This window comes from Sphingobacterium sp. LZ7M1 (genome assembly GCF_024296865.1).
Classification (GTDB): domain Bacteria; phylum Bacteroidota; class Bacteroidia; order Sphingobacteriales; family Sphingobacteriaceae; genus Sphingobacterium.
The window spans coordinates 2265377-2285107 of record NZ_CP101134.1; the positions used below are offsets into that span (position 1 = coordinate 2265377).

13 protein-coding genes and 2 tRNA genes are annotated in these 19731 nt (G+C 37.6%); 9 read left to right on the forward strand and 6 right to left on the reverse strand.

The genetic code is table 11. From position 1 onward, the window contains the following. The first annotated feature begins 39 nt into the window (after positions 1–39). Positions 40–375 carry a hypothetical protein gene (locus tag NMK93_RS09780; protein WP_254527030.1) on the forward strand — a complete coding sequence of 112 codons (336 nt, stop codon included), beginning with the start codon at positions 40–42 and terminating at the stop codon, positions 373–375. Between the two features lie 59 nt (positions 376–434). Further along, positions 435–827 (forward strand): barstar family protein, encoded by a 393-nt coding sequence (locus NMK93_RS09785; protein WP_254527031.1) that lies wholly within the window; start codon positions 435–437, stop codon positions 825–827. A gap of 1084 nt (positions 828–1911) precedes the next feature. On the opposite strand, the gene NMK93_RS09790 is transcribed toward NMK93_RS09785, so the two are convergent. Together NMK93_RS09790 and NMK93_RS09795 are read right to left on the reverse strand one after the other, a co-directional pair. Then, the gene (locus NMK93_RS09790) at positions 1912–2427 is read right to left on the reverse strand and encodes a GNAT family N-acetyltransferase (RefSeq protein WP_185212071.1); all 516 of its coding nucleotides are present in this window, start codon (positions 2425–2427) and stop codon (positions 1912–1914) included. A gap of 73 nt (positions 2428–2500) precedes the next feature. Then, entirely contained in the window at positions 2501–3031 is a 531-nt protein-coding gene (locus NMK93_RS09795; protein ID WP_185212072.1) for an O-acetyl-ADP-ribose deacetylase, read from the reverse strand. A 362-nt stretch (positions 3032–3393) separates the two neighbouring features. Between NMK93_RS09795 and NMK93_RS09800 the strand changes: the two genes are divergently transcribed. Both NMK93_RS09800 and NMK93_RS09805 read left to right on the forward strand, forming a co-directional pair. Further along, positions 3394–4107, forward strand: coding sequence for an SOS response-associated peptidase (locus NMK93_RS09800; RefSeq protein WP_254527032.1), 714 nt, complete (start codon positions 3394–3396; stop codon positions 4105–4107). 6 nt (positions 4108–4113) lie between these two features. Continuing rightward, entirely contained in the window at positions 4114–4947 is an 834-nt protein-coding gene (locus NMK93_RS09805; RefSeq protein WP_254527033.1) for a glycoside hydrolase family 16 protein, read from the forward strand. 84 nt (positions 4948–5031) lie between these two features. On the opposite strand, the gene NMK93_RS09810 is transcribed toward NMK93_RS09805, so the two are convergent. The 4 genes from NMK93_RS09810 to NMK93_RS09825 form a co-directional block, all read right to left on the reverse strand. Then, complete coding sequence (locus NMK93_RS09810) at positions 5032–6654, reverse strand: hypothetical protein (RefSeq protein WP_185216215.1); 1623 nt, start codon at positions 6652–6654, stop codon at positions 5032–5034. 34 nt (positions 6655–6688) lie between these two features. Continuing rightward, positions 6689–6835 carry a hypothetical protein gene (locus NMK93_RS09815; RefSeq protein ID WP_185216216.1) on the reverse strand — a complete coding sequence of 49 codons (147 nt, stop codon included), beginning with the start codon at positions 6833–6835 and terminating at the stop codon, positions 6689–6691. Positions 6836–8485: 1650 nt separating this feature from the next. After that, positions 8486–8570 (reverse strand) — tRNA-Leu (locus tag NMK93_RS09820). A gap of 5 nt (positions 8571–8575) precedes the next feature. Then, a tRNA-Gly gene (locus NMK93_RS09825) sits at positions 8576–8648 on the reverse strand. A gap of 170 nt (positions 8649–8818) precedes the next feature. Between NMK93_RS09825 and NMK93_RS09830 the strand changes: the two genes are divergently transcribed. The 5 genes from NMK93_RS09830 (at position 8819) to NMK93_RS09850 (ending at position 19373) form a co-directional block, all read left to right on the forward strand. Then, positions 8819–11008, forward strand: coding sequence for a glucoamylase family protein (locus tag NMK93_RS09830; RefSeq protein ID WP_185214369.1), 2190 nt, complete (start codon positions 8819–8821; stop codon positions 11006–11008). A 54-nt stretch (positions 11009–11062) separates the two neighbouring features. Then, positions 11063–11581, forward strand: a complete 519-nt coding sequence (locus NMK93_RS09835) for an OmpA family protein (protein WP_185214370.1) — start codon at positions 11063–11065, stop codon at positions 11579–11581. Between the two features lie 267 nt (positions 11582–11848). Next, positions 11849–16270 (forward strand): DNA polymerase III subunit alpha, encoded by a 4422-nt coding sequence (dnaE, locus tag NMK93_RS09840; RefSeq protein WP_254527034.1) that lies wholly within the window; start codon positions 11849–11851, stop codon positions 16268–16270. A gap of 101 nt (positions 16271–16371) precedes the next feature. After that, the gene (trxA, locus tag NMK93_RS09845; protein ID WP_093096263.1) at positions 16372–16689 is read left to right on the forward strand and encodes a thioredoxin; all 318 of its coding nucleotides are present in this window, start codon (positions 16372–16374) and stop codon (positions 16687–16689) included. 1706 nt (positions 16690–18395) lie between these two features. After that, the gene (locus NMK93_RS09850; RefSeq protein ID WP_254527035.1) at positions 18396–19373 is read left to right on the forward strand and encodes a hypothetical protein; all 978 of its coding nucleotides are present in this window, start codon (positions 18396–18398) and stop codon (positions 19371–19373) included. The last annotated feature ends 358 nt before the right edge of the window (positions 19374–19731 follow it).

The window sequence follows — 19731 nt, forward strand, 5'->3', positions numbered from 1 at the left end:
ATACACAGCATTTCTATTAATATTAAACCATTGTCAATTATGAAGAGAATTATGTTTTTAGCTCTAGCCATAGTACTGTTTACGGCTTGTGAAAAAGAAGGTCAAGATGCTTCACCCTGCTCCAAAAAATTAAGAAGCCATTTCAAGAAAGAAATACGATGTACCGAGAAAGGTGCGTATGAAACCAATCTCTATAAAGGAATCTATAAAGGCAAAACGGTATATTATGTAGATGTCGTGTGTATTTCTTGCCTAACTGCTTCTCCAGAATATGGCTATACTTGTGACCTAGAAAAGGTAGATTTTGAAAACTTTAATGAAGTTGCCAATAAAACTATGGTTTATAACAGCTGTACTAAGGATTACACGGAATAGCTTTTTGCTGTTACTTCCTATTTAGTCAGATTCCTTAAAATTTCTATTTTTGTGTACGCATGAAAAAAGAAATCATAATTGACGGTAGCCAAATCCACGATAAATCCAGTTTTTACGAAGAAATAAATCGAAAGTTTATGCAAAATGAAAGCTGGCAATTAGCGGAAAGTTTGGATGCATTTGATGACCTATTGTACGGAGGTTTTGGAGCCATCCGTGAAAAGGAAGAAATAACATTGATCTGGGAAAACTTTGAAGCCAATCGAGAAGCTTTAGGAACTGAATTCACCATTAGTTATTATCAGGAAAAGTTAGAGCATCCCGATGATTTCGATTCTTCCGTTATCCAAAAACGATTGGATGCATTAAGGGAAGGGAAGGGGCAGACCTATTTCGAAATCCTCCAAGAAATTATCGCTGAACATTCCAATATCGAACTGATCAAAAAATAAGGCGCAACGTCCAAAAGTTTCTAATCGTTCAGAATCAAAATGCGCTAAGGAGAGATTCAGAGTGAAGCGAAGAATCTATTTTTTTTAGTCATACTGAGGTTCATCCGAAGTATCTCGGAGCAATGCAAACTTACATTATTATACAATTTGCATTGACGAACTTTCCTGCACCTTCGGTGCAGCATGACAGGACCTGTGGGAGGACAACCGTACAGATTCCTCACTAATCGTTCAGAATCAAAATGCGCTAAAGAGGGATTCAGAGTAAACGAAGAATCTATTTTTTGATTCTTTTTGAGCTTTTTGTCATTCCGCTATCGTAAGATGAGGACACCATTTCAAATGTAGTATGGATAGTTCCGAGACCCTTCGGGGTGCCCTCAGGGTGACACAAAAAGGGTATAGAAAAGTATTTCATGCCCGCTAGGGGTTACTCAAAACAAACATCATCCTTCCAAAGGAAGTCCTTTAGCTCCCGGCTCATTTCCAATGGCGGAAAAATGGAAAGAATGACGTTGCCCTGCGCGATGGGATTGGCCTTGGAATGCTTTCAAAAAATTCTCCATCTAAAAGGAGAATTTTGCAGGAAGATATTCCCGACATCAAGGCATTCTTTTCATGTGTGTTGGATTGTGCGAAAAGCCATCTTAAATGAGCCGAAGCCTTTTGGTTACTTTTGGGCTTCAAAAGTAACGAAGAGAATTGGTGTCCCTGAGCTCCTTCGTCGGTTTGGTTAATTTGCGCTTCAAAAGTAACGAAGAGAATTGGTGTCCCTGAGCTCCTTCGTCGGTTTGGTTACTTTTGGGCTTCAAAAGTAACGAAGAGAATTGGTATCCGTGAGCTCCTTCGTCGGTTTGGTTAATTTGGGCTTCAAAAGTAACAATAGGATTGGTATCCCTGAGCTCCTTCGTCAGTTTGGTTAATTTGCGCTTCAAAAGTAAAGAAGAGAATTATTTTATTTTCAAGCTTTGGAAATCATTATTGAAAATTATTTCACAAGAAGATTGGATAGTTCCGAGACCCTTCGGGGTGCCCTCAGGGTGACACAAAAGGGTAAAGAAAAGTATTTCACCCCCTTAGGGTATTACCCAACTGCCCTTCGCATTAAAATATCCGTCTGTTCATCACTACCTAACCTGAAAATATGTTTATCAAATTCTTCAAATCCATTTTTCTTATAGAAACTGATGGCACGGGCATTTTCTTCCCAGACTCCCAACCAAATCGTCGGTACCCTTAAACTTTTTGCGGTTTCAAGGGCCTTAAAAAATAAAAGCTGACCAACTTGTTTGCCATGATGGCTTGCATAGACATAAATTCGTTCTATTTCGATATGGTCTTCCAGCTTATACTCGGTCTGGGCCTGACCAATATTTAATTTCAGATAGCCAATAGGGTCTTCCTGGTCCCAAGCTATATAAAATATAGACTCCAGATTTTTCAATTCATGCTGAACCTGGATTTCGGAAAAACGATCATTAATATATGCAGACATATCCGATTCGGAATTTCTGGATTCAAAGGTTTCAAGGAATGTTTCTCGACCAATTTTTTGAATAATGAGCAAGTCATCAATAGATGCTACTTTGATTTCAATCATAATATTAAGTCCTGGGAGCCTAAATGTATCGAATTATATGCAATTTGGATGGTTGAAATCCAAGTTATGACGTTTATATTATAGTTATATCCAACGATTTCTGGTAAATCTTAAGGTTTTCCTCATCAAAACAGACAAAAATTACTTCTCCAATCGATTCATTTTCAGCTAAATAATTTTTTACCGCCTGAATCGCAATTTTTGCAGCCCTTTCTTTTGGAAAACCATAAATTCCGGTACTGATATTAGGGAATGCAATTTTGCTTACATTATTTTTACTAGCCAAAACTAAACTATTGAAGTAGGCATTATATAAAAGCTCATCTTCACTATGGTTCCCATCCTTCCAAACCGGACCAACGGCATGGATTACAAATTTACAGGGAAGATTGCCTGCATGGGTTATGACAGCCTGGCCTGTTTTGCAACCACCTTGCCTGTTGCGGATCTGTTGGCATTCTTCTAATAGTGAAGGTCCAGCAGCCCGATGGATTGCACCATCAACACCTCCTCCGCCCAATAATGAAGTATTTGCTGCATTTACAATAGCATCCACATGACATTTGGTAATATCACCCAATTCCAGTTTTATTTTATCCCTCATATTTTCAGTATACCTTTATGAATGAATCAATTCCGGTGAAAAAAGTTTAATATTTTTATTATTTATAAAAAATCAAATGTTCTAAAACCAATTTACATTTAAATTGTTTGAAAATTATCTAGAACATTAAAACTGTTATAACGCACATCGCAATACAACCATAAAATTGCAGATTGACTCTTTTCAGAAATTAGTTTACAATTTATTGTCAATTTGCATAAGATTATACCCCAAGCTATTGGGGTATAATTGTTTATTGGCAATTATAAATGTTGAATTATCTCCATGTGTGTTCCTGCAATCAAAATATGCGTTTTATTGTATAATAATTATTATTTTCAAATGAAATCTACCTTACAGTTATGTGTTATCATGTTGGTTCTCCAAGTAAATCAGAATTAAAAAATAAACTTCCCAAAAAGAAGGTATACTATCCGAATGAAAATGAAATTTTCCATATTTCAGGATTCACTAGACCCTATCTTCCAGTGACATTAAACCAAGATTCGGATGCTGTGATCGAGGCGAGGTGGAAGCTGATCCCCAGCTGGGTGAAGACGGAAACAGATGCCGGTAAATATGCAAACACCCTCAATGCCGAAGCTGAAAGTATTTTCGAAAAAGCTAGCTATAAAAACTACATCCACAATAATCGAGGATTATTGTATGTAACCGGGTTTTATGAACCCCATAAGGTCGCCGGAAAAAAAGATACTGAGAATTACTTCATTTATGCTCCTAAGCATGAAATTATCAGTTTGGGGATTGTATATTCCAATTTCACGGATCAGGAAACTGGTGAAACTTATCCAACTTTTTCCGTGATCACAACAGCTGCAAATGAACTGCTTGAGGAGGTTCATAATGAAAAGAAAAGGATGCCATTGGTAATTCCCGAGGAGTCAAGAGATGCTTGGTTATTTGCAGAAGGAAAAGAGGAAATCAAACAATTGATGATTCCATACCCAAAGGAATTAAATGCCCACCAAGTGCATCGGGTTACAGCTGATCGCAGCGGAAATACCAATCGTCCCGATATCCAAAAACCTTGGTCTGGACAAACTTCTCTATTTTAATCTGCTATGAAAACTAAAAACCTATATCTCCTTGGACTCACTTTCATTACTTTATTGGGGTCCTGTTCAGTCACGCAAAAGATGGCGGACAAACCATATATCCATATCCAAAAAGAAAATAGGGCAGATAGAAAGTGGAAATTGATCTGGGAGGATAATTTTAACGGGACGGGGATAGATACAACAAAATGGTCCCGGATACCCAAAGGAGAATCTGATTGGAACAGACATATGAGTACTTCAGATGCCGTTTTCCGAATGGAAAATGGGAGTTTGTTTTTACTAGGTATCAATAATCCAGACCTATCCTCAGACCCTAGGCCCTTTATCACAGGAGGGATCTGGAGCAAGAACAAATTTGCCTTTCAATATGGCCGGATTGAGATTCGGGCTAAATTGGGAAGTGCACAGGGTGCATGGCCGGCCATGTGGATGTTAGCTGAATTGGATAAATACGGCAAATACCCCATGAATGGAGAGATCGATATCATGGAACACCTTAACTTTGATAAAATAATCTATCAGACAACCCATTCCCATTATACCCTAAATCTTGGTCATCAAGACAATCCGCCACATTCTGGCACAACGGCCATAGAACCTGATGAATTCAATGTCTTTGGAATCTCATGGTACCCTGACAGAATTGTTTTTCAATTGAATGGAAAGGATACTTTTACCTATCCAAGAGTAGAAGGGGTTGACCCTACACAATGGCCATATGATCAACCTTTTTTTATCTTGATCGATCAACAATTAGGCGGTAATTGGGTAGGTAAGGTGGATCAAACACAATTACCTGTCGCCATGGAAATAGATTGGGTGCGAGTATATCAATAAAATCTTGGCAAAATAAAAACGGCCAAATATTACATTTGGCCGTTATCTTAAAAATTATATCCTTGTTATTAAATGGGGCTTATGCTATTTAGGACAGTCGGTTCTTTTTCTTCCATAACCTCTACCAACAACAATCGTCCTACCGTCCACTTTCTGGCTTACTACTACGGTATTTGAACCTGTTGAACTCCAGGTAACATTATTGAATTGCTTGCCACCTTTCAAGCGCAATGGAATCAATGGTCCTTCGTTGGTTTTGCTTCCTAACATGGTCACTTCTCCAGTACGACTGATCATGATACGGATCAATGGTTTAGCCAATGTACCTTTTAAGTTGTAAGCCTCATCAATACCATTTTTAGCGTATTCTGTGCCGTCTTCAAATTCAATATTACGTACAGTACCTAAGTTATTGTTAGTCTGGAATTGGATCTGGTCTGCGTAGCTGTTTCCAAAAATATATTTACCATTTACGCGCATATTCAATGCATTGTCTAATTCGGTAATATCAAATTGGAAACCATAATCAGCTCGTGGTGCACTGAATGAATTGGTAATAATCTCATTATTTTTAATTTTTTGGCCGTCTTTTATGATGCCAATATAAGTTGTATAACCTGTAAACCAATTTCCTTCTCTCCAAGTTTCTTCCTTGTATCTCCAGTTCATGGCATCTGAAGTTACATTTTGTGTACATGCTCTGAATCGTAATACTAAATTGTACTTATGTCCCGGAGTAATCTTAACATCCTTAACTTGAATTCCAGTTTGGGTCTCCGCATCTAAGGTGATTGATCCAAAAGTAAAGATGGCATCCGTAACACTCTTGCTGATCAAAAATGTTGGATTACTACTGATGCTTCTCATACCAGGTGTAATAGTTGGAAATGTCACATTAGTTTGCCCATTTTGATTAGGGAAACTTAGACTTTCATCACTGAATTTCAATGAACCACTAGCTTTTGTTGGAGAGAAACGGGCATTTGAAATTGCTTCAATAGATCCAGTCATACTATCGTCCATTTCAATGGTCGTCGTAATCTGGCTAAATTGATGTACCAATACGGCGTTCAGGTTATTATCTCCGTGAGTCAGTTTCACTGACTTTTTAAAGAACATAAGATCACTGGAGATATTATTCAGACTAGCTGTACTTAAGCTTCCTTGGTTGCTCACATTTGGTAAATCTGTCGAGCTATTCACTGAATAAACTACAAAAGTGTAGGTTTCACCAGCATTTAATTGAATGCCACCAGTTGTAGGTTCGCTACCATAGATATAGTCGAAATTCCCTTGATGAGCACCTGCATTATTATAAACCATAATGCGGTATTTCACGCCAGGAGTCAAAGTTGAGTTCACGGTTTGTGTTGCTGCTTTGGCTGCATTGTCTGCAGAAGAAGTCCTTCTAATCGTAGAAGGTTCAACATCGCGGATTACCATCACTTCCATGTTCATATTATCGCTGATCTGTACGTTTGATAATTGTACATTGGATTCTGGCGCTCTCTTAGTTGATTTATTGCTTCCGTATGCTATTCTTTCCTCTTCAGGCGAGCCAACCGATAATTTTACTTTTACGGTCGTTAGTTCTCCAGAAACTGGATCAGAGCCTGACTTTTTACAAGATTGAAAGCTAAGTAGCAGAATCGCTATAAAGAACATACTTTTTAATCTAGCCATCTTGTTCAGTAGTGTAAATTCCATTTTGTAGGTTTTTATTATTCTTTGTGTGTTTGTATTACCAATCGATATTTTTTGTTTCCTGATCGTCTTGGTACCATTGGTCCATCAGCTCATTATCAGTGTTATGAGGGCGGACAAATGCTGATCCTGAAGCTATACCTTCTTCAAGATGGATATCGAGGACCTCGATTTTTGGACTCATGTAAGTTTTATCCATAATGCTTTGCACCTAGTTAGTGATACTTTATAAAATTTTAGAATTACGCGTTAATAGTTAGTGATTTTCGGTATATTCTAATGTCTTCACTTTGAAAACATTGTAAAAATAAGTAGGAAATTCATTTTCTCTACTGCAGAAGATATGCGTAATAGCAGTTAATTTTAAATTGTCGTTTCATCACTACAGTTTGCTATTGATATGTGGTAATGGCCTCTAAAGTGTGAAAATGACCTTTTAAATAATTGTAAATAATTGACTGAAATGGATAAGGTTAGACTTGAGATTGGGTAGGAAAATAGGAGAGGGCCATCAGTTTTTAGGAAGAAATGGATGGCTGAAATTGGACTTTATTTCCTTGTCTTGTTCGGGATTCATTCGAGCCATATTCGAGAAATGGTTTGGTTGTATTGCGAATTTTCGGAATGTGTCTCGAATAAGGTCAAAAGGTCTATCGAGATTTTTAGAAATAGGAGAATTTTCTTAGTTGAAAATTTTAGGGAAGGGAGGAGAACCTGCAATTGTTCCTTTTCGAATTTAGGTAAAATATTGTGAAGGCTTTTTTCGTATTCTAAAAATCTTCGAAAATCTCAGAACAATACAAGCCTAATCATATATAGTTTAACGCCACGTTGCCGTCCTGACGCAGGAAGGATCTCGGTACAATACAATAAACAATTTTAAAATCATGGAATTTTGTATTGGCGTACAGTTCGTCAATCGAAGATTGACGATGACAGGGATGGGTATAGTGGAACCGTACAGATTCTTCACATATCGTTCAGAATAAAAATGCGCTGAAGAGGGATTCAGGATAAGGCGAAGAATCTTTTTTTTTTAGTCATACTGAGGTTCATCCGAAGTATCTCGGAACAATGCAAACTTAAACTATTATCCAATTTGGATTGACGTTCAGTGTGTCAATCTTAGATAGTTTGTATTGGCGTACAGTTCGCCAATCGAAGATTGACGATGACAAGGATGGGTATAGTGGAACCGTACAGATTCTTCACTGATCGTTCAGAATAAAAATGCGCTAAAGAGGGATTCAGAGCGAGGCGAAGAATCTATTTTTTTTAGTCATACTGAGGTTCATCCGAAGTATCTCGGAACAATGCAAACTTAAACTATTATCCAATTTGGATTGACGTTCAGCGTGTCAATCTTAGATAGTTTGTATTGGCGTACAGTTCGTCAATCGAAGATTGACGATGACAGGGATAGTTATAGTGGAACCGTACAGATTCTTCACTAATCGTTCAGAATAAAAATGCGCTGAAGAGGGATTCAGGATAAGGCGAAGAATCTTTTTTTTTTTAGTCATACTGAGGTTCATCCGAAGTATCTCGGAACAATGCAAACTTAAACTATTATCCAATTTGGATTGACGTTCAATGTGCCAATCTTAGATAGTTTGTATTGGCGTACAGTTCGTCAATCGAAGATTGACGATGACAGGGATGTGGAGAGTAGAACCTAACAGATTCTTAAATATCATTCAGAATTTGAAGTTTCCTCAAATAAAAAATTATCTCACCCCCTTTAGGGGTTTCTCTTTTTAGGAAACTATAGGTCTAAATACTAACTACTAAATACTTACATACTAAAAAAGCCGCTTTAAGCGGCTTTTTTCTGTACCTAGGGCGGGAATCGAACCCGCACTCCCTTAACGGGAACAGGATTTTAAGTCCTGCGTGTCTACCAGTTCCACCACCTAGGCAACTGAGCGAAAGACGAGATTCGAACTCGCGACCCCAACCTTGGCAAGGTTGTGCTCTACCAACTGAGCTACTTTCGCTTGACGTGCTGCAAATATAGAGAGATTTAACAAAGTTGAAAAATAATATCCTGATAAAAAATGCAATGTGCTTGTAATGTGCGTAATAATTTTATCACGAAGCCAGAAAAAGGGCATAATAATAGCTTTTGGCGCGATTTTTATCTATTTTCGTAGATTAATTCTTGTTTATGCAACTTCGACTTTTTACTATACTCTTTTTATGCTTTCTGGGCTTGAACAGTAAAGCTGAATCCTATCCTGAGGTGGTATTTGATAATAGTTTGGTGAAAGGAACTTATGCCCGCAGTATCGTTAATTATTCGGGCGATAGTTGGGTGGAGAATGTCCAAAAAAACCTTTTGGTTTCGGACAGCTTATTTTTTACTCCTGGGAATGCGCTTTCCCTAAAATACATTTCCTCTGAAATGGGAGATTGGGATGTGCTGATCAAGTATAGTAGGCAGAAATTTCACTATCGGGTGTCCTTCGATGATATCCTGAGCCTAAAGATCTTTGTAGGTTCCGCTGGTACAAAAGCTGAAAACTTACCTTCCATCTCTATCCAACAAGGGATGAATCAATCAGTTTCTATCCCATTGGGAGATTATATCGAAGATTATAACCATAGCAGTTGGATGAGCGTGAAGATTCCACTGAAGGAATTTGCAGGCTTGAATATTGATCATAATATCTCTGGGATTATACTTAGGCAACATCACTCCAGTGAGGTTACCAATCAATTATTTCTGGATCAGATAGAATTCCTTCCTACAAAATATTCAGAGGCTCCCTTGACATCCAATGCGGTATTATCCAAAGCTACTGCTTATGGGAAGCATGTTGACCTACAATGGCAGGTTCCCCTGACACCTAGTATCCGCTATGTTAAAATCTATCGCTCCTTGGACAACAAAGAATTTAAAGCAGTGGCCATCCGACCAACCTATATGCTGAGGAGCTTGGACTATGTGCCAGTTTTAGATAAGAAATATTATTATAAGATTGCCTGGGTGGACTACAACTACCGTGAATCTCCATTTTCAGAAGTGCTAGAGGTAGAACCCAAACAGCTTAATGAAGATCAGTTATTGGATCTGATCCAACTTGCCAACGTAAATTATTTCGTTGAGAATTACGATATCAATTCAGGAATGTACATGCCCTATCGCATGAAAGATAAGGCAGTGGTTTCTGTTCGTGAAACCGGAGGTGCCATGTTGAGCATGTTGGTGGGTGTAGAGAAAGGATTTGTAAGCAAAGCATTGTTCCTAAGTCGGGTTAAACGGATTGTAGGTTTTTTGGGTAAGGCCCAAAACAATAAAGGCTTCTTTCCTGCTTATTTTGATGGTAGAAAAGGACTGCCCTTATATCTAGACGATATTCCACGTTATGACGTGCAAGCCACGAGTTCCTTGATGGAAGCCTTATTGGTCATCCGTCAGTACCTGACCACCGATGCTGCAGATGAAAATAAGTTACGCGCGGATATTACCCAGTTGTGGGAAAGATTGGATTGGAGAGGAGTGACCTTGCCGTCTGATCCATTGGTGTTAAGGTCAGCAATCGATATGGTAGATGAATATTTTACCTTTGATCCCTTGGTTGGTATCAATGGAGGCCTAAATGCCTACATGTTAGCCATTGCTTCAACAAAATCTAGCTTGCCACCTGAGGCCTTTGCCAACGCTTTAAAATATAGATTTGAAAAGCCAAGGGGAAGAAATTCGATCCGACGGATGGGCACCGATCATGAATCCAATTTAGGAGATTCCGTTAATCTGATGATGGATGCTGAAAAGGTATTGATTTCCGTTCCTGGGCAGGATTCCATATTTAAAGTGGCTTCAGCGCATGATACCCTGATGTACGGTATCAAACTTCCATTCGGAAACTATACCACGAGTCTATTGGATATGTACAGGCCTTTTAATACGATCAACCCGAATCTAAGTAAGGTAGGAGAGTATGACCTGAAATCAGTTCTCCAAAAATATACACAAGTGGCTAAACGCAGGGATAATGAGATTGGCGTAGGTACTTCAAATTCTGATATTTGGGGATTCTATCAATATAGAGATAGTATTGGTACTTTCCGGATCAATCCGGCCATAGCGATTTCGTCCATGTTTTTGGATGAGAGCCGTTCTAAGCGTTCCATGTATGCCATGTACAATCAATTTGGAGAATACCTCTTTACCGAATATGGTTTTAGAGCATGGATGGATTTGCGGACAGATGATGTTTCTGATGAGTATATTGCCAACAACCAATCCAACCTTGCCATCCTGTTGGAGAACGCCAGAACAGGGCTGATCTGGAACTTATATCAGGCAATTCCAGAAATCAGATCTGCGGAACAAAGAATCTTCAAGAAGTGACATTTTTAATAGTAATATCACTATATTTACAGAATAATAACTTTATAAAAACTCATGAAGCGAATCAACTATTTAACTTTAATTTTTTTAGCGGGTCTTACTTTATTTTCTTGTAAACAACAAGCATTGGTTGTGAACCCAGGGGCTGTAGTCAGTCAAGATGGAACCAATGATGGATTGAAAAATGTGAAGAGAGAATTTGAGGACGCGAAGCAGACAAATGAAGGTATTTTAGTTTCCATATCATCCGATTTATTGTTCCCGACAAATTCTTCATATTTAACAGATGGAGCAAAAACTGAATTGAGCAAATTGGTGAAGGTATTGAAGACTTCCAACGCCAGTTCCAAGATCAGAGTTGATGGACATACTGATGCTACAGGTACTCCGGAGTACAATGTTTGGCTGTCAGACAAGCGTGCAGCTTCAGTGGAGAAGTTTTTGGTAGATGCGGGGATATCTGACGCTCGAATTTCAACAAAAGGTTTAGGCCAGACCAAACCAATTGCTGACAACAAAACTCCAGAAGGAAGACAAAAGAACAGAAGAGTAGAAGTGGTGATCTTGAAATAAAGAACCTCTAAAAATATATAAAAACGCAGTCCGCAGTAAATGGGCTGCGTTTTTTGTTTGCTGGAATTTGATAGGTTGCTAATTTATTAATTGATCGATATGGAAAGCTAAAATTGCAAAATGACTTTTTAAAAACAGAGCTTTGCCTTTAAAATCCTAGTTTAGATTTACTTAAAGAATTGGAGATTTTAGTTCCTAGAATTTGGGAGTTTATTAGGATAATATTAAGTATTTTTGTTAGTTCAAAGTTTTAGGGAGAAGAGAAAGATGTATATAATTTTTGATACGGAGACTACGGGTTTGCCAAAGCGTTGGGATGCACCAATTACGGATACAGATAACTGGCCGAGGTGTATTCAGATTGCTTGGCAATTGCACGATGAAATGGGAAGGCTGGTTGAGCATCAGGATTATTTGATCAAGCCGGATGGTTTCAACATTCCCTATGATTCTGAAAAAATCCATGGTATTTCTACTGAATTGGCAGAATCTGAGGGTATACCCCTGACTGATGTTTTAGTAAAATTCAATGAAGCATTAGCAAAGGCGAAATTTGTGGTAGGTCAGAATATTGGTTTTGATATCAATATTATGGGCTGTGAATTCTACCGTTATCAGGTGGATAGTCCAATGGCTTCCATGCAAATCCTTGATACCTGTACGGAAGTCACGGCAGAGCTATTGAAACTGCCCGGTGGTCGTGGTGGCCGATATAAGTTGCCTAACCTAACAGAATTACACAGTTATCTGTTTGGGGTTCCATTTGCTGAGGCGCACAATGCTACAGCCGACGTGGAAGCAACTACGCGATGCTTTTTTGAGCTGATCAGAAAAGATGTATTTACGCCAAGTGATTTACAGGTTGATACCGGCTATTTTGTAGAATTTAGAAAAGAGAATCCTTCCGTTGTTGAATCGGTAGGACTGAAGCATGTCAACCTGAAGGCGGCCTCTGATGCAATCCGTCAAGAGGAAAGCATGGGGGTTAAAAAGGTTGTCATTGATCCTGAAACGCTAGCTAAATTTGAAGCAGCTGAGTTTGCCCACTTACATAATCATACCCAATTTTCAGTTTTACAGTCCACAATTTCCATTGATAGCCTGATCCAAGCAGCAGCCAAGCATAAAATGTCGGCAGTTGCCATGACGGACCATGGTAATATGATGGGAGCCTTTCACTTTGTTAGCAAGACCTTAGGTCACAATAAGGATGTAGAAGCAAAAATTAAGGAAGCTGAAGAAAATGGCGAGACCTATGATGGTCGGATCATCAAACCTATCGTGGGTTGTGAATTCTTTGTATGTGAGAACCGTAAAGACAAAAGCAGAAAAGACAATGGTTATCAAATTGTCTTTCTGGCCAAGAACAAAAATGGATATCACAACATGGCAAAAATGGCTTCAGTAGCTTATACTGAAGGATTCTATTATGTGCCGAGGATCGATAAGGAAACTGTCGAACGCTATAAAGAAGATTTGATCGTTCTTTCAGGTAACCTAAATGGTGAGGTCCCTAGCAAGGTTTTAAATATTGGTGAAGCCCAAGCAGAAGAAGCGCTGATCTGGTGGAAGGAACAGTTTGGCGAGGATTTCTATATTGAACTGATGCGACATGGTCAGGAGGACGAAAACAGGGTAAATGATACCTTGGTCCAACTGGCAGAAAAACATCAGGTGAAGGTAATCGGGACCAACAATACATATTACGTCAATAAAGCTGATGCGCACGCGCACGATATTCTATTATGTGTTAAGGATGGTGAAAAGCTCTCTACACCGAAAGGGAGAGGTCGCGGATTCCGATTTGGTTTACCAAACCAAGAATACTATTTCAAATCTGCTGATGAAATGAAGCAGGTTTTTAAAGATACACCACATGCCATCATCAATATACAGGAGGTTTTGGATAAGATTGAGATTTATTCCTTGAACAGGGATGTCTTACTTCCAAAATTTGAAATCCCTGAACAGTTCCAATCGGAAGAGGATTTGGTTGATGGTGGAAAGCGTGGTGAGAATGCCTTCTTAAGGCACCTGACCTATATCGGTGCGGAGAAACGATATCCTGAGATTACCGATTCCATTCGGGAGCGATTGGATTTTGAATTGGCTACGATTGAGAAAACAGGGTATCCTGGTTATTTCTTGATCGTACAGGACTTTATTGCTGCCGCCCGTGAAATGGGAGTATCAGTAGGTCCGGGTCGTGGTTCAGCAGCAGGATCTGCCGTTGCCTATTGTTTGGGGATTACCAATGTAGACCCCATCTTATATGATTTGCTATTTGAGCGTTTCTTGAATCCTGACCGTGTTTCCATGCCCGATATTGATATCGACTTCGATGATGAGGGGCGTGGTCGGGTAATGCAATATGTAATCGACAAATATGGAGCATCACAAGTAGCGCAGATCATTACTTATGGAACTATGGCAGCGAAATCTTCTATCAAGGATACTGCCAGGGTTTTGGATCTTCCACTTTCTGATGCCAATGAAATTGCAAAATTGATTCCCAACTTGAAACTAAGTAAGATCTTCAATCTGGAAGACAAAGCGCTGAAGGAAGTTTTGCGTAGTGAAGAGTTGGAAGCCGTCAATAAACTGAAGTCTTTGGCTGATGGTGCCGGTATTGAAGCGGAGACCATTAAACAGGCTAGGGTCTTGGAAGGATCGATGCGTAATACGGGTATACATGCCTGTGGGGTAATCATCACACCGGATGATATTACGAATTTCGTTCCAGTATCTTTAGCGAAGGATTCAGATCTATATGTCACCCAATTCGACAACTCGGTCGTTGAAAGTGCGGGTCTGTTGAAGATGGACTTTCTAGGCTTAAAAACGTTAACCTTAATCAAGGATACTGTAATCAACGTAAAATTGAGCCATGACATCGATTTGGATCCCGATAATTTCCCTATTGATGATGTAAAGACCTACGAACTGTTCCAGAGGGGTGAGACCATTGGTATCTTCCAATACGAGTCTCCAGGGATGCAGAAATATATGAAGGAATTAAAACCGACAGTCTTTGCGGATTTAATTGCCATGAATGCATTATATCGTCCAGGTCCGATGGAATATATTCCTAGTTTCGTAAAACGTAAGCATGGAATTGAACCTATCACCTATGACTTGGATGCCTGTGAGGAATACCTGAGTGAAACCTACGGTATTACGGTTTACCAGGAGCAGGTAATGCTTCTGTCCCAAAAGCTTGCGGGATTCTCAAAAGGTGATGCCGACGTTCTCCGTAAGGCGATGGGTAAGAAACAAAAAGCGGTCTTGGATAAGATGAAGCCTAAATTTGTTGCCCAAGCAGAAGCGAATGGACATAGTGCAAAGGTTTTGGAAAAGATCTGGACTGACTGGGAAGCATTTGCATCCTATGCCTTCAATAAATCCCACTCCACCTGTTATGCCTGGGTCGCCTATCAGACTGCGTACCTAAAAGCACATTATCCAGCGGAATATATGGCTGCTGTACTTTCCAATAACATGAACGATATCAAACAAGTAACGTTCTTTATGGAAGAGTGTAGGAGAATGGGTTTAACTGTCTTAGGTCCAGATGTTAATGAGTCGCATTATAAATTTACGGTAAATGATGAAGGGGCTATCCGTTTTGGTATTGGAGCAGTGAAAGGTGTAGGAGCAGGAGCCGTAGAAACGATTGTAAATAGTAGAACTGATGGTCCGTACAAGTCAATATTTGATTTAGCTAAGCGAGTTGATCTTCGGATGATCAATAAGAAAGCATTCGAAAGTTTGGCTTATGCTGGAGGATTTGATTCCTTTTCGGATACCCACCGTGCACAATACTTTTTCTCGGACACCGATAGTAGTTCGGGGATTGAGAAGGCCATTAAATTTGCTCATAAATTTAAAGAGAATGAGAACTCCGCGCAGGTAAGTTTATTTGGAGCGGGTGGAGCTGTTGAATTGCCTGAACCGACCTTGAATCCATGTCCAGCATGGGGATTGATCGAGAAGTTGAAATATGAAAAAGATGTGATCGGAATTTATCTGACCAGTCACCCTTTGGATAACTATAAATTCGAAATGCGCCATTTCTGTCCAAATAATGTGACAGACCTACAGATGATCAATAAGGTGAAAGCTGCGGAAGTAGAGCAGGAGCTATTACTTGAATTTAACCGGATCAAGAACAAGGAGGTTGTTTTAGGAGGGATTGTGGCCTTGGCAAACCATAGGGTTGCCAAATCGGGCAAACCTTTTGGTTCATTTATTATTGAAGATTATTCAGACTCCTATGAGATCATGGTTTTTGGTGAAGATTATGTGAAATTTAAAGGTTATCTGCAGGAAGGCTATTTTGTCCAGATCAGGGGATTGGTGCAAGAGCGTTTCAAACAAGTTGGTAACTGGGGATTTGAGCTGAAAGGCATCCAATTGCTATCTGATTTACGCGAAAAGATGGCAAAAAGCTTTACTATTCAGTTTCCATTGCATATCTTAAATCAGGAATTTGTCAAAACATTAGAAGAGTTAGTGAGTTATACTCAATTAGAAGGACAAGAGGCAAACTGTCAATTAAAGTTTATGATCATGGATCTTCAGGATGAATTGTCCATTGAAATGCCTGTAAAGCGGAAGAAGATTTTTATCACCAATGAATTTTTGGATGGATTGGAAGCTTTAGAGAGTGTGCGATATAAATTAAATTGATAGCATATAAAAAAAATAATAGTTGTAAGTAAATAGCATGTATAAGCGATTGCTTATATTTGTGTTCATTTAAATTGTAAAATCATAAAAACATAATCAAAATGGCATTAGAAATTACAGATGGCAACTTTGATGAAGTTGTATTAAAATCAGATAAACCAGTACTAATTGACTTTTGGGCAGAATGGTGTGGCCCATGTCGTATGGTAGGTCCATTGGTGGATGAGATTGCAACGGAGTACGAAGGTAAAGCAGTGGTAGGTAAAGTTAATGTTGATAACAATCCAGATATTTCTGTTCGTTATGGAATCCGTAATATCCCGGCTTTGTTGTTCTTTAAGAATGGTGAGATTGTTGACAAACAAATCGGTGCTGTTCCAAAATCAGTATTGACTGATAAATTAGAGAAACAACTTTAAGACTAGAAAACAAAATAAGGTAGGGCGATTAGAAATAATCGCCCTGTTTTTTGAACCAGGATTAATGGGATAAGAGGATGGGCCAAGATTTGGATTAAAACCAGGATGGAAAGGATGGGAGGATAGGCCAAGATCTGGGTTTGAACCAGGAGGGAAAGGATAAGGGGATGGGCCAAGATCTGGGTCTGAACCAAGATGGAAAGGAAGAGAGGATGGGCCAAGATCTGGATTAGAACCAGGATAGGGTAATCTCATTATTTAAAAGTGATACTTTTGATCAGGGTATTGATGTAACTGTGAGCCTTAGTATAGTCAGTCTGGACTGCATAAATTTCTCCCCAAACGTAATATTTATCTAACTTGTCCTGTATAATAAATGTTTTTGGCCAAGGATGAGTTTTATAATAGGAAATAAGCACGTCAGAGTTTTTTACTACCTCTAATTCATAAAAGTAATCATTTGCTCTTGTCATAATTACCGGCATGTCATTCATCCGATTAATTTTTGGAGATAACCCATAGTTCATTTCTTCTAAATCAAGTTTTAATACATTAGGGGTTATTTTTCTTGAAACAACATTTATGAGCATTCCATCAATTAACCAAAACTCACCAATAATTTCCGAAGCATTTTTATAAACTGTAGTGGGATAAATTGATTTAAGCTTTGTATAAGCTATTGAATGGTCAATCCTCGAACTGTTTGGTAGAAGGTTTGTTGTTCCAATATTGGATAACGGTTCAACAAATTTACCCTTAATATATGTTTGGGCAAATGATGCATTATTAACTAATAGAGTTAATAATAGAGCATAATAGATTTTAAATAAATTTTTAACATTTTTATTATTTAATTACAGCCCTAAAGTTTGGACGTCCGTCGATTCGAGTAATGCCTTTTCCTGAACCTCTTCAAAATCTCAATCTCTATTCGATATTTAGAAGTATGTGCTTCGAATTGAGTTTGTTTTTTATTTGCGCTAAACTATTTCTATTTGGATTCATTTTTTATGGAAATTCCATAAACTTCTTCGGGAATAACAACTGATGAAGAGAAAGTATTTGATAAATTTGGGAAACAACTTTAAGACTAGAAAACAAAATATGGTAGGACGATTAGAAATAATTGCCAAGATTATTTACACCAGAAAAAAGTGGTAACAGGAAGATTTGAACTTTATCCAACAAAAAACAATTATACGTTTATATAATTTGGATAAGTTTTCAGGAAGGAAAATCCATGTTCATTGGTCCCTAGAACCAAAAAAACAATTTTTAGAGTTATTACGTTAGACATTCCTCAAGGATTTCCCTCGTTATCCTTCGATCTTTAACTATATCTCTTGAGGTCTCTTGTTTGTAATATCTATCCATCTTAAGTTCAACTTGATGGTATATATGAGATTTACAACCTTGAATTCCTTGTAGATGTTGAATTTAGAATCAAACTGAAAGGCCTTTCCTAAGTTCTCTTAAATTCTTTAGAATTGTAGAGCTTAATCCTCTTTACTAATAGATCCAACAGCCATTAAGCCTCCCTGTTTTTTTGAGCGAAAGAACGTCAATGGGTGTCTGCTAATTCCGATTAATTCAAGATAGGATGGTCACAGAAAAACATTGCAAATATTATAACGAACATTGACTTTAAATAATATTCTTATTATCTATATTTTTATTAATTTTAATGTAGTAACTAGCATTTAATAATGGAAAAGGATGATAAAAATGTCTCAGAAAAATTATTAGAGTCTGCGAAAGATATTTATCAAGGCAGTTATATTAATGATTTAATTCAACCAGCAAAAGATAGATTAAGTCATCCATTAATATTTTCATTTATTTGTTCATTTTTAATTGTAAACTGGGAATTAGTACTTTTTTTTCTGTTTTCAACTGATATCATTGAATCAAAAATAGATAAGTTTTATTTACATTATAACCGTCCAAAAGATTTATTGGTTAAACCAGTTATGGTAGCTTTAGTGTATACTATTGGATTCCCATATATAACAAATTGGATAAAATTAGCTTTATTGAATTCTAGATCAGAAAATTTCAAAATACAAAAGGAAGCATTAGGCCCAGAATTCGATTATAAATCAGAACACGCTCTAAAAACAAAAGCACTTCAAGAATCAATTGCTGAAAGTGCAAATCTCGCATTACTTAATAGAAAAATAGATACTCTTGAGAAATCAAATATGGCAAAAGACATTCAATTTAATGAACAAAAAACTTTACTTGAAAAAACTTTATTAGAATTGCGAGAAAGCCAAAATATTAATTCAGATTTAAATTTAACACTTCAAAACAAACAAACCGAATTAGAAGAAAAACTCAGAAAAAACAATCTCTCACTAGGTGAAATTAAAAACAATATAAATTCAAGTTTTAATAGAATTTTCAACAAACTATATGATAAATCCAAATTTGAAAAAGATTTATTTCAGGACAGTTTTACTTTCGAAAAAGAATTAGATCCAAAACAAATTAGTGCTTTTATTAACTTTATGAAAGATAGAATGAAGTATTTTGGTATATTCACTAATGAAGTTATTTACAAAACCCAAGAAGGTATTGTAGAATTCGAAGTATTTATTAATTATCCAGATTTAATAAAAAATCAAAATACTATTGATAGTTTAAAAAAAATGTTTTCAAATACGGAATTTAAAGTTGATTGATTTATTTAAGGTGCATTTTGAAATTGTAGCAATAATAATTACAATAAATAAACTAAAATTGTTGGAACACGCCTTCTTCAACCTTAAGGTCAAATATGTTTAGCTTATCCTCGCACATCCTGTGCGCTTCCGATAAATGGAAGGTGATAGCGTAACAGCATTCAAATTCACCCGGAAAAATAACACTTCCCTCTTTATACTTTAGAGGCAACAATTATCATGCAATTAACTAGTCGGTATATTTTTTTTACAGGTTAGCAATAATACTTAGCCTAACTAAATCTTCAACCGATCTTGAAAAATCAATATTGATTTAATAATTTTATTTCTACACTCAGCTTTTCCGCTGGGAGAGCAC

Bases quoted from the DNA above. Each gene is read 5' to 3' on its own strand.
- NMK93_RS09780 (WP_254527030.1), top strand. From the start codon at position 40: ATGAAGAGAATTATGTTTTTAGCTCTAGCCATAGTACTGTTTACGGCT.
- NMK93_RS09785 (WP_254527031.1), top strand. From the start codon at position 435: ATGAAAAAAGAAATCATAATTGACGGTAGCCAAATCCACGATAAATCC.
- NMK93_RS09790 (WP_185212071.1), bottom strand. From the start codon at position 2,427: ATGATTGAAATCAAAGTAGCATCTATTGATGACTTGCTCATTATTCAA.
- NMK93_RS09795 (WP_185212072.1), bottom strand. From the start codon at position 3,031: ATGAGGGATAAAATAAAACTGGAATTGGGTGATATTACCAAATGTCAT.
- NMK93_RS09800 (WP_254527032.1), top strand. From the start codon at position 3,394: ATGTGTTATCATGTTGGTTCTCCAAGTAAATCAGAATTAAAAAATAAA.
- NMK93_RS09805 (WP_254527033.1), top strand. From the start codon at position 4,114: ATGAAAACTAAAAACCTATATCTCCTTGGACTCACTTTCATTACTTTA.
- NMK93_RS09810 (WP_185216215.1), bottom strand. From the start codon at position 6,654: ATGGAATTTACACTACTGAACAAGATGGCTAGATTAAAAAGTATGTTC.
- NMK93_RS09815 (WP_185216216.1), bottom strand. From the start codon at position 6,835: ATGAGTCCAAAAATCGAGGTCCTCGATATCCATCTTGAAGAAGGTATA.
- NMK93_RS09830 (WP_185214369.1), top strand. From the start codon at position 8,819: ATGCAACTTCGACTTTTTACTATACTCTTTTTATGCTTTCTGGGCTTG.
- NMK93_RS09835 (WP_185214370.1), top strand. From the start codon at position 11,063: ATGAAGCGAATCAACTATTTAACTTTAATTTTTTTAGCGGGTCTTACT.
- dnaE (WP_254527034.1), top strand. From the start codon at position 11,849: ATGTATATAATTTTTGATACGGAGACTACGGGTTTGCCAAAGCGTTGG.
- trxA (WP_093096263.1), top strand. From the start codon at position 16,372: ATGGCATTAGAAATTACAGATGGCAACTTTGATGAAGTTGTATTAAAA.
- NMK93_RS09850 (WP_254527035.1), top strand. From the start codon at position 18,396: ATGGAAAAGGATGATAAAAATGTCTCAGAAAAATTATTAGAGTCTGCG.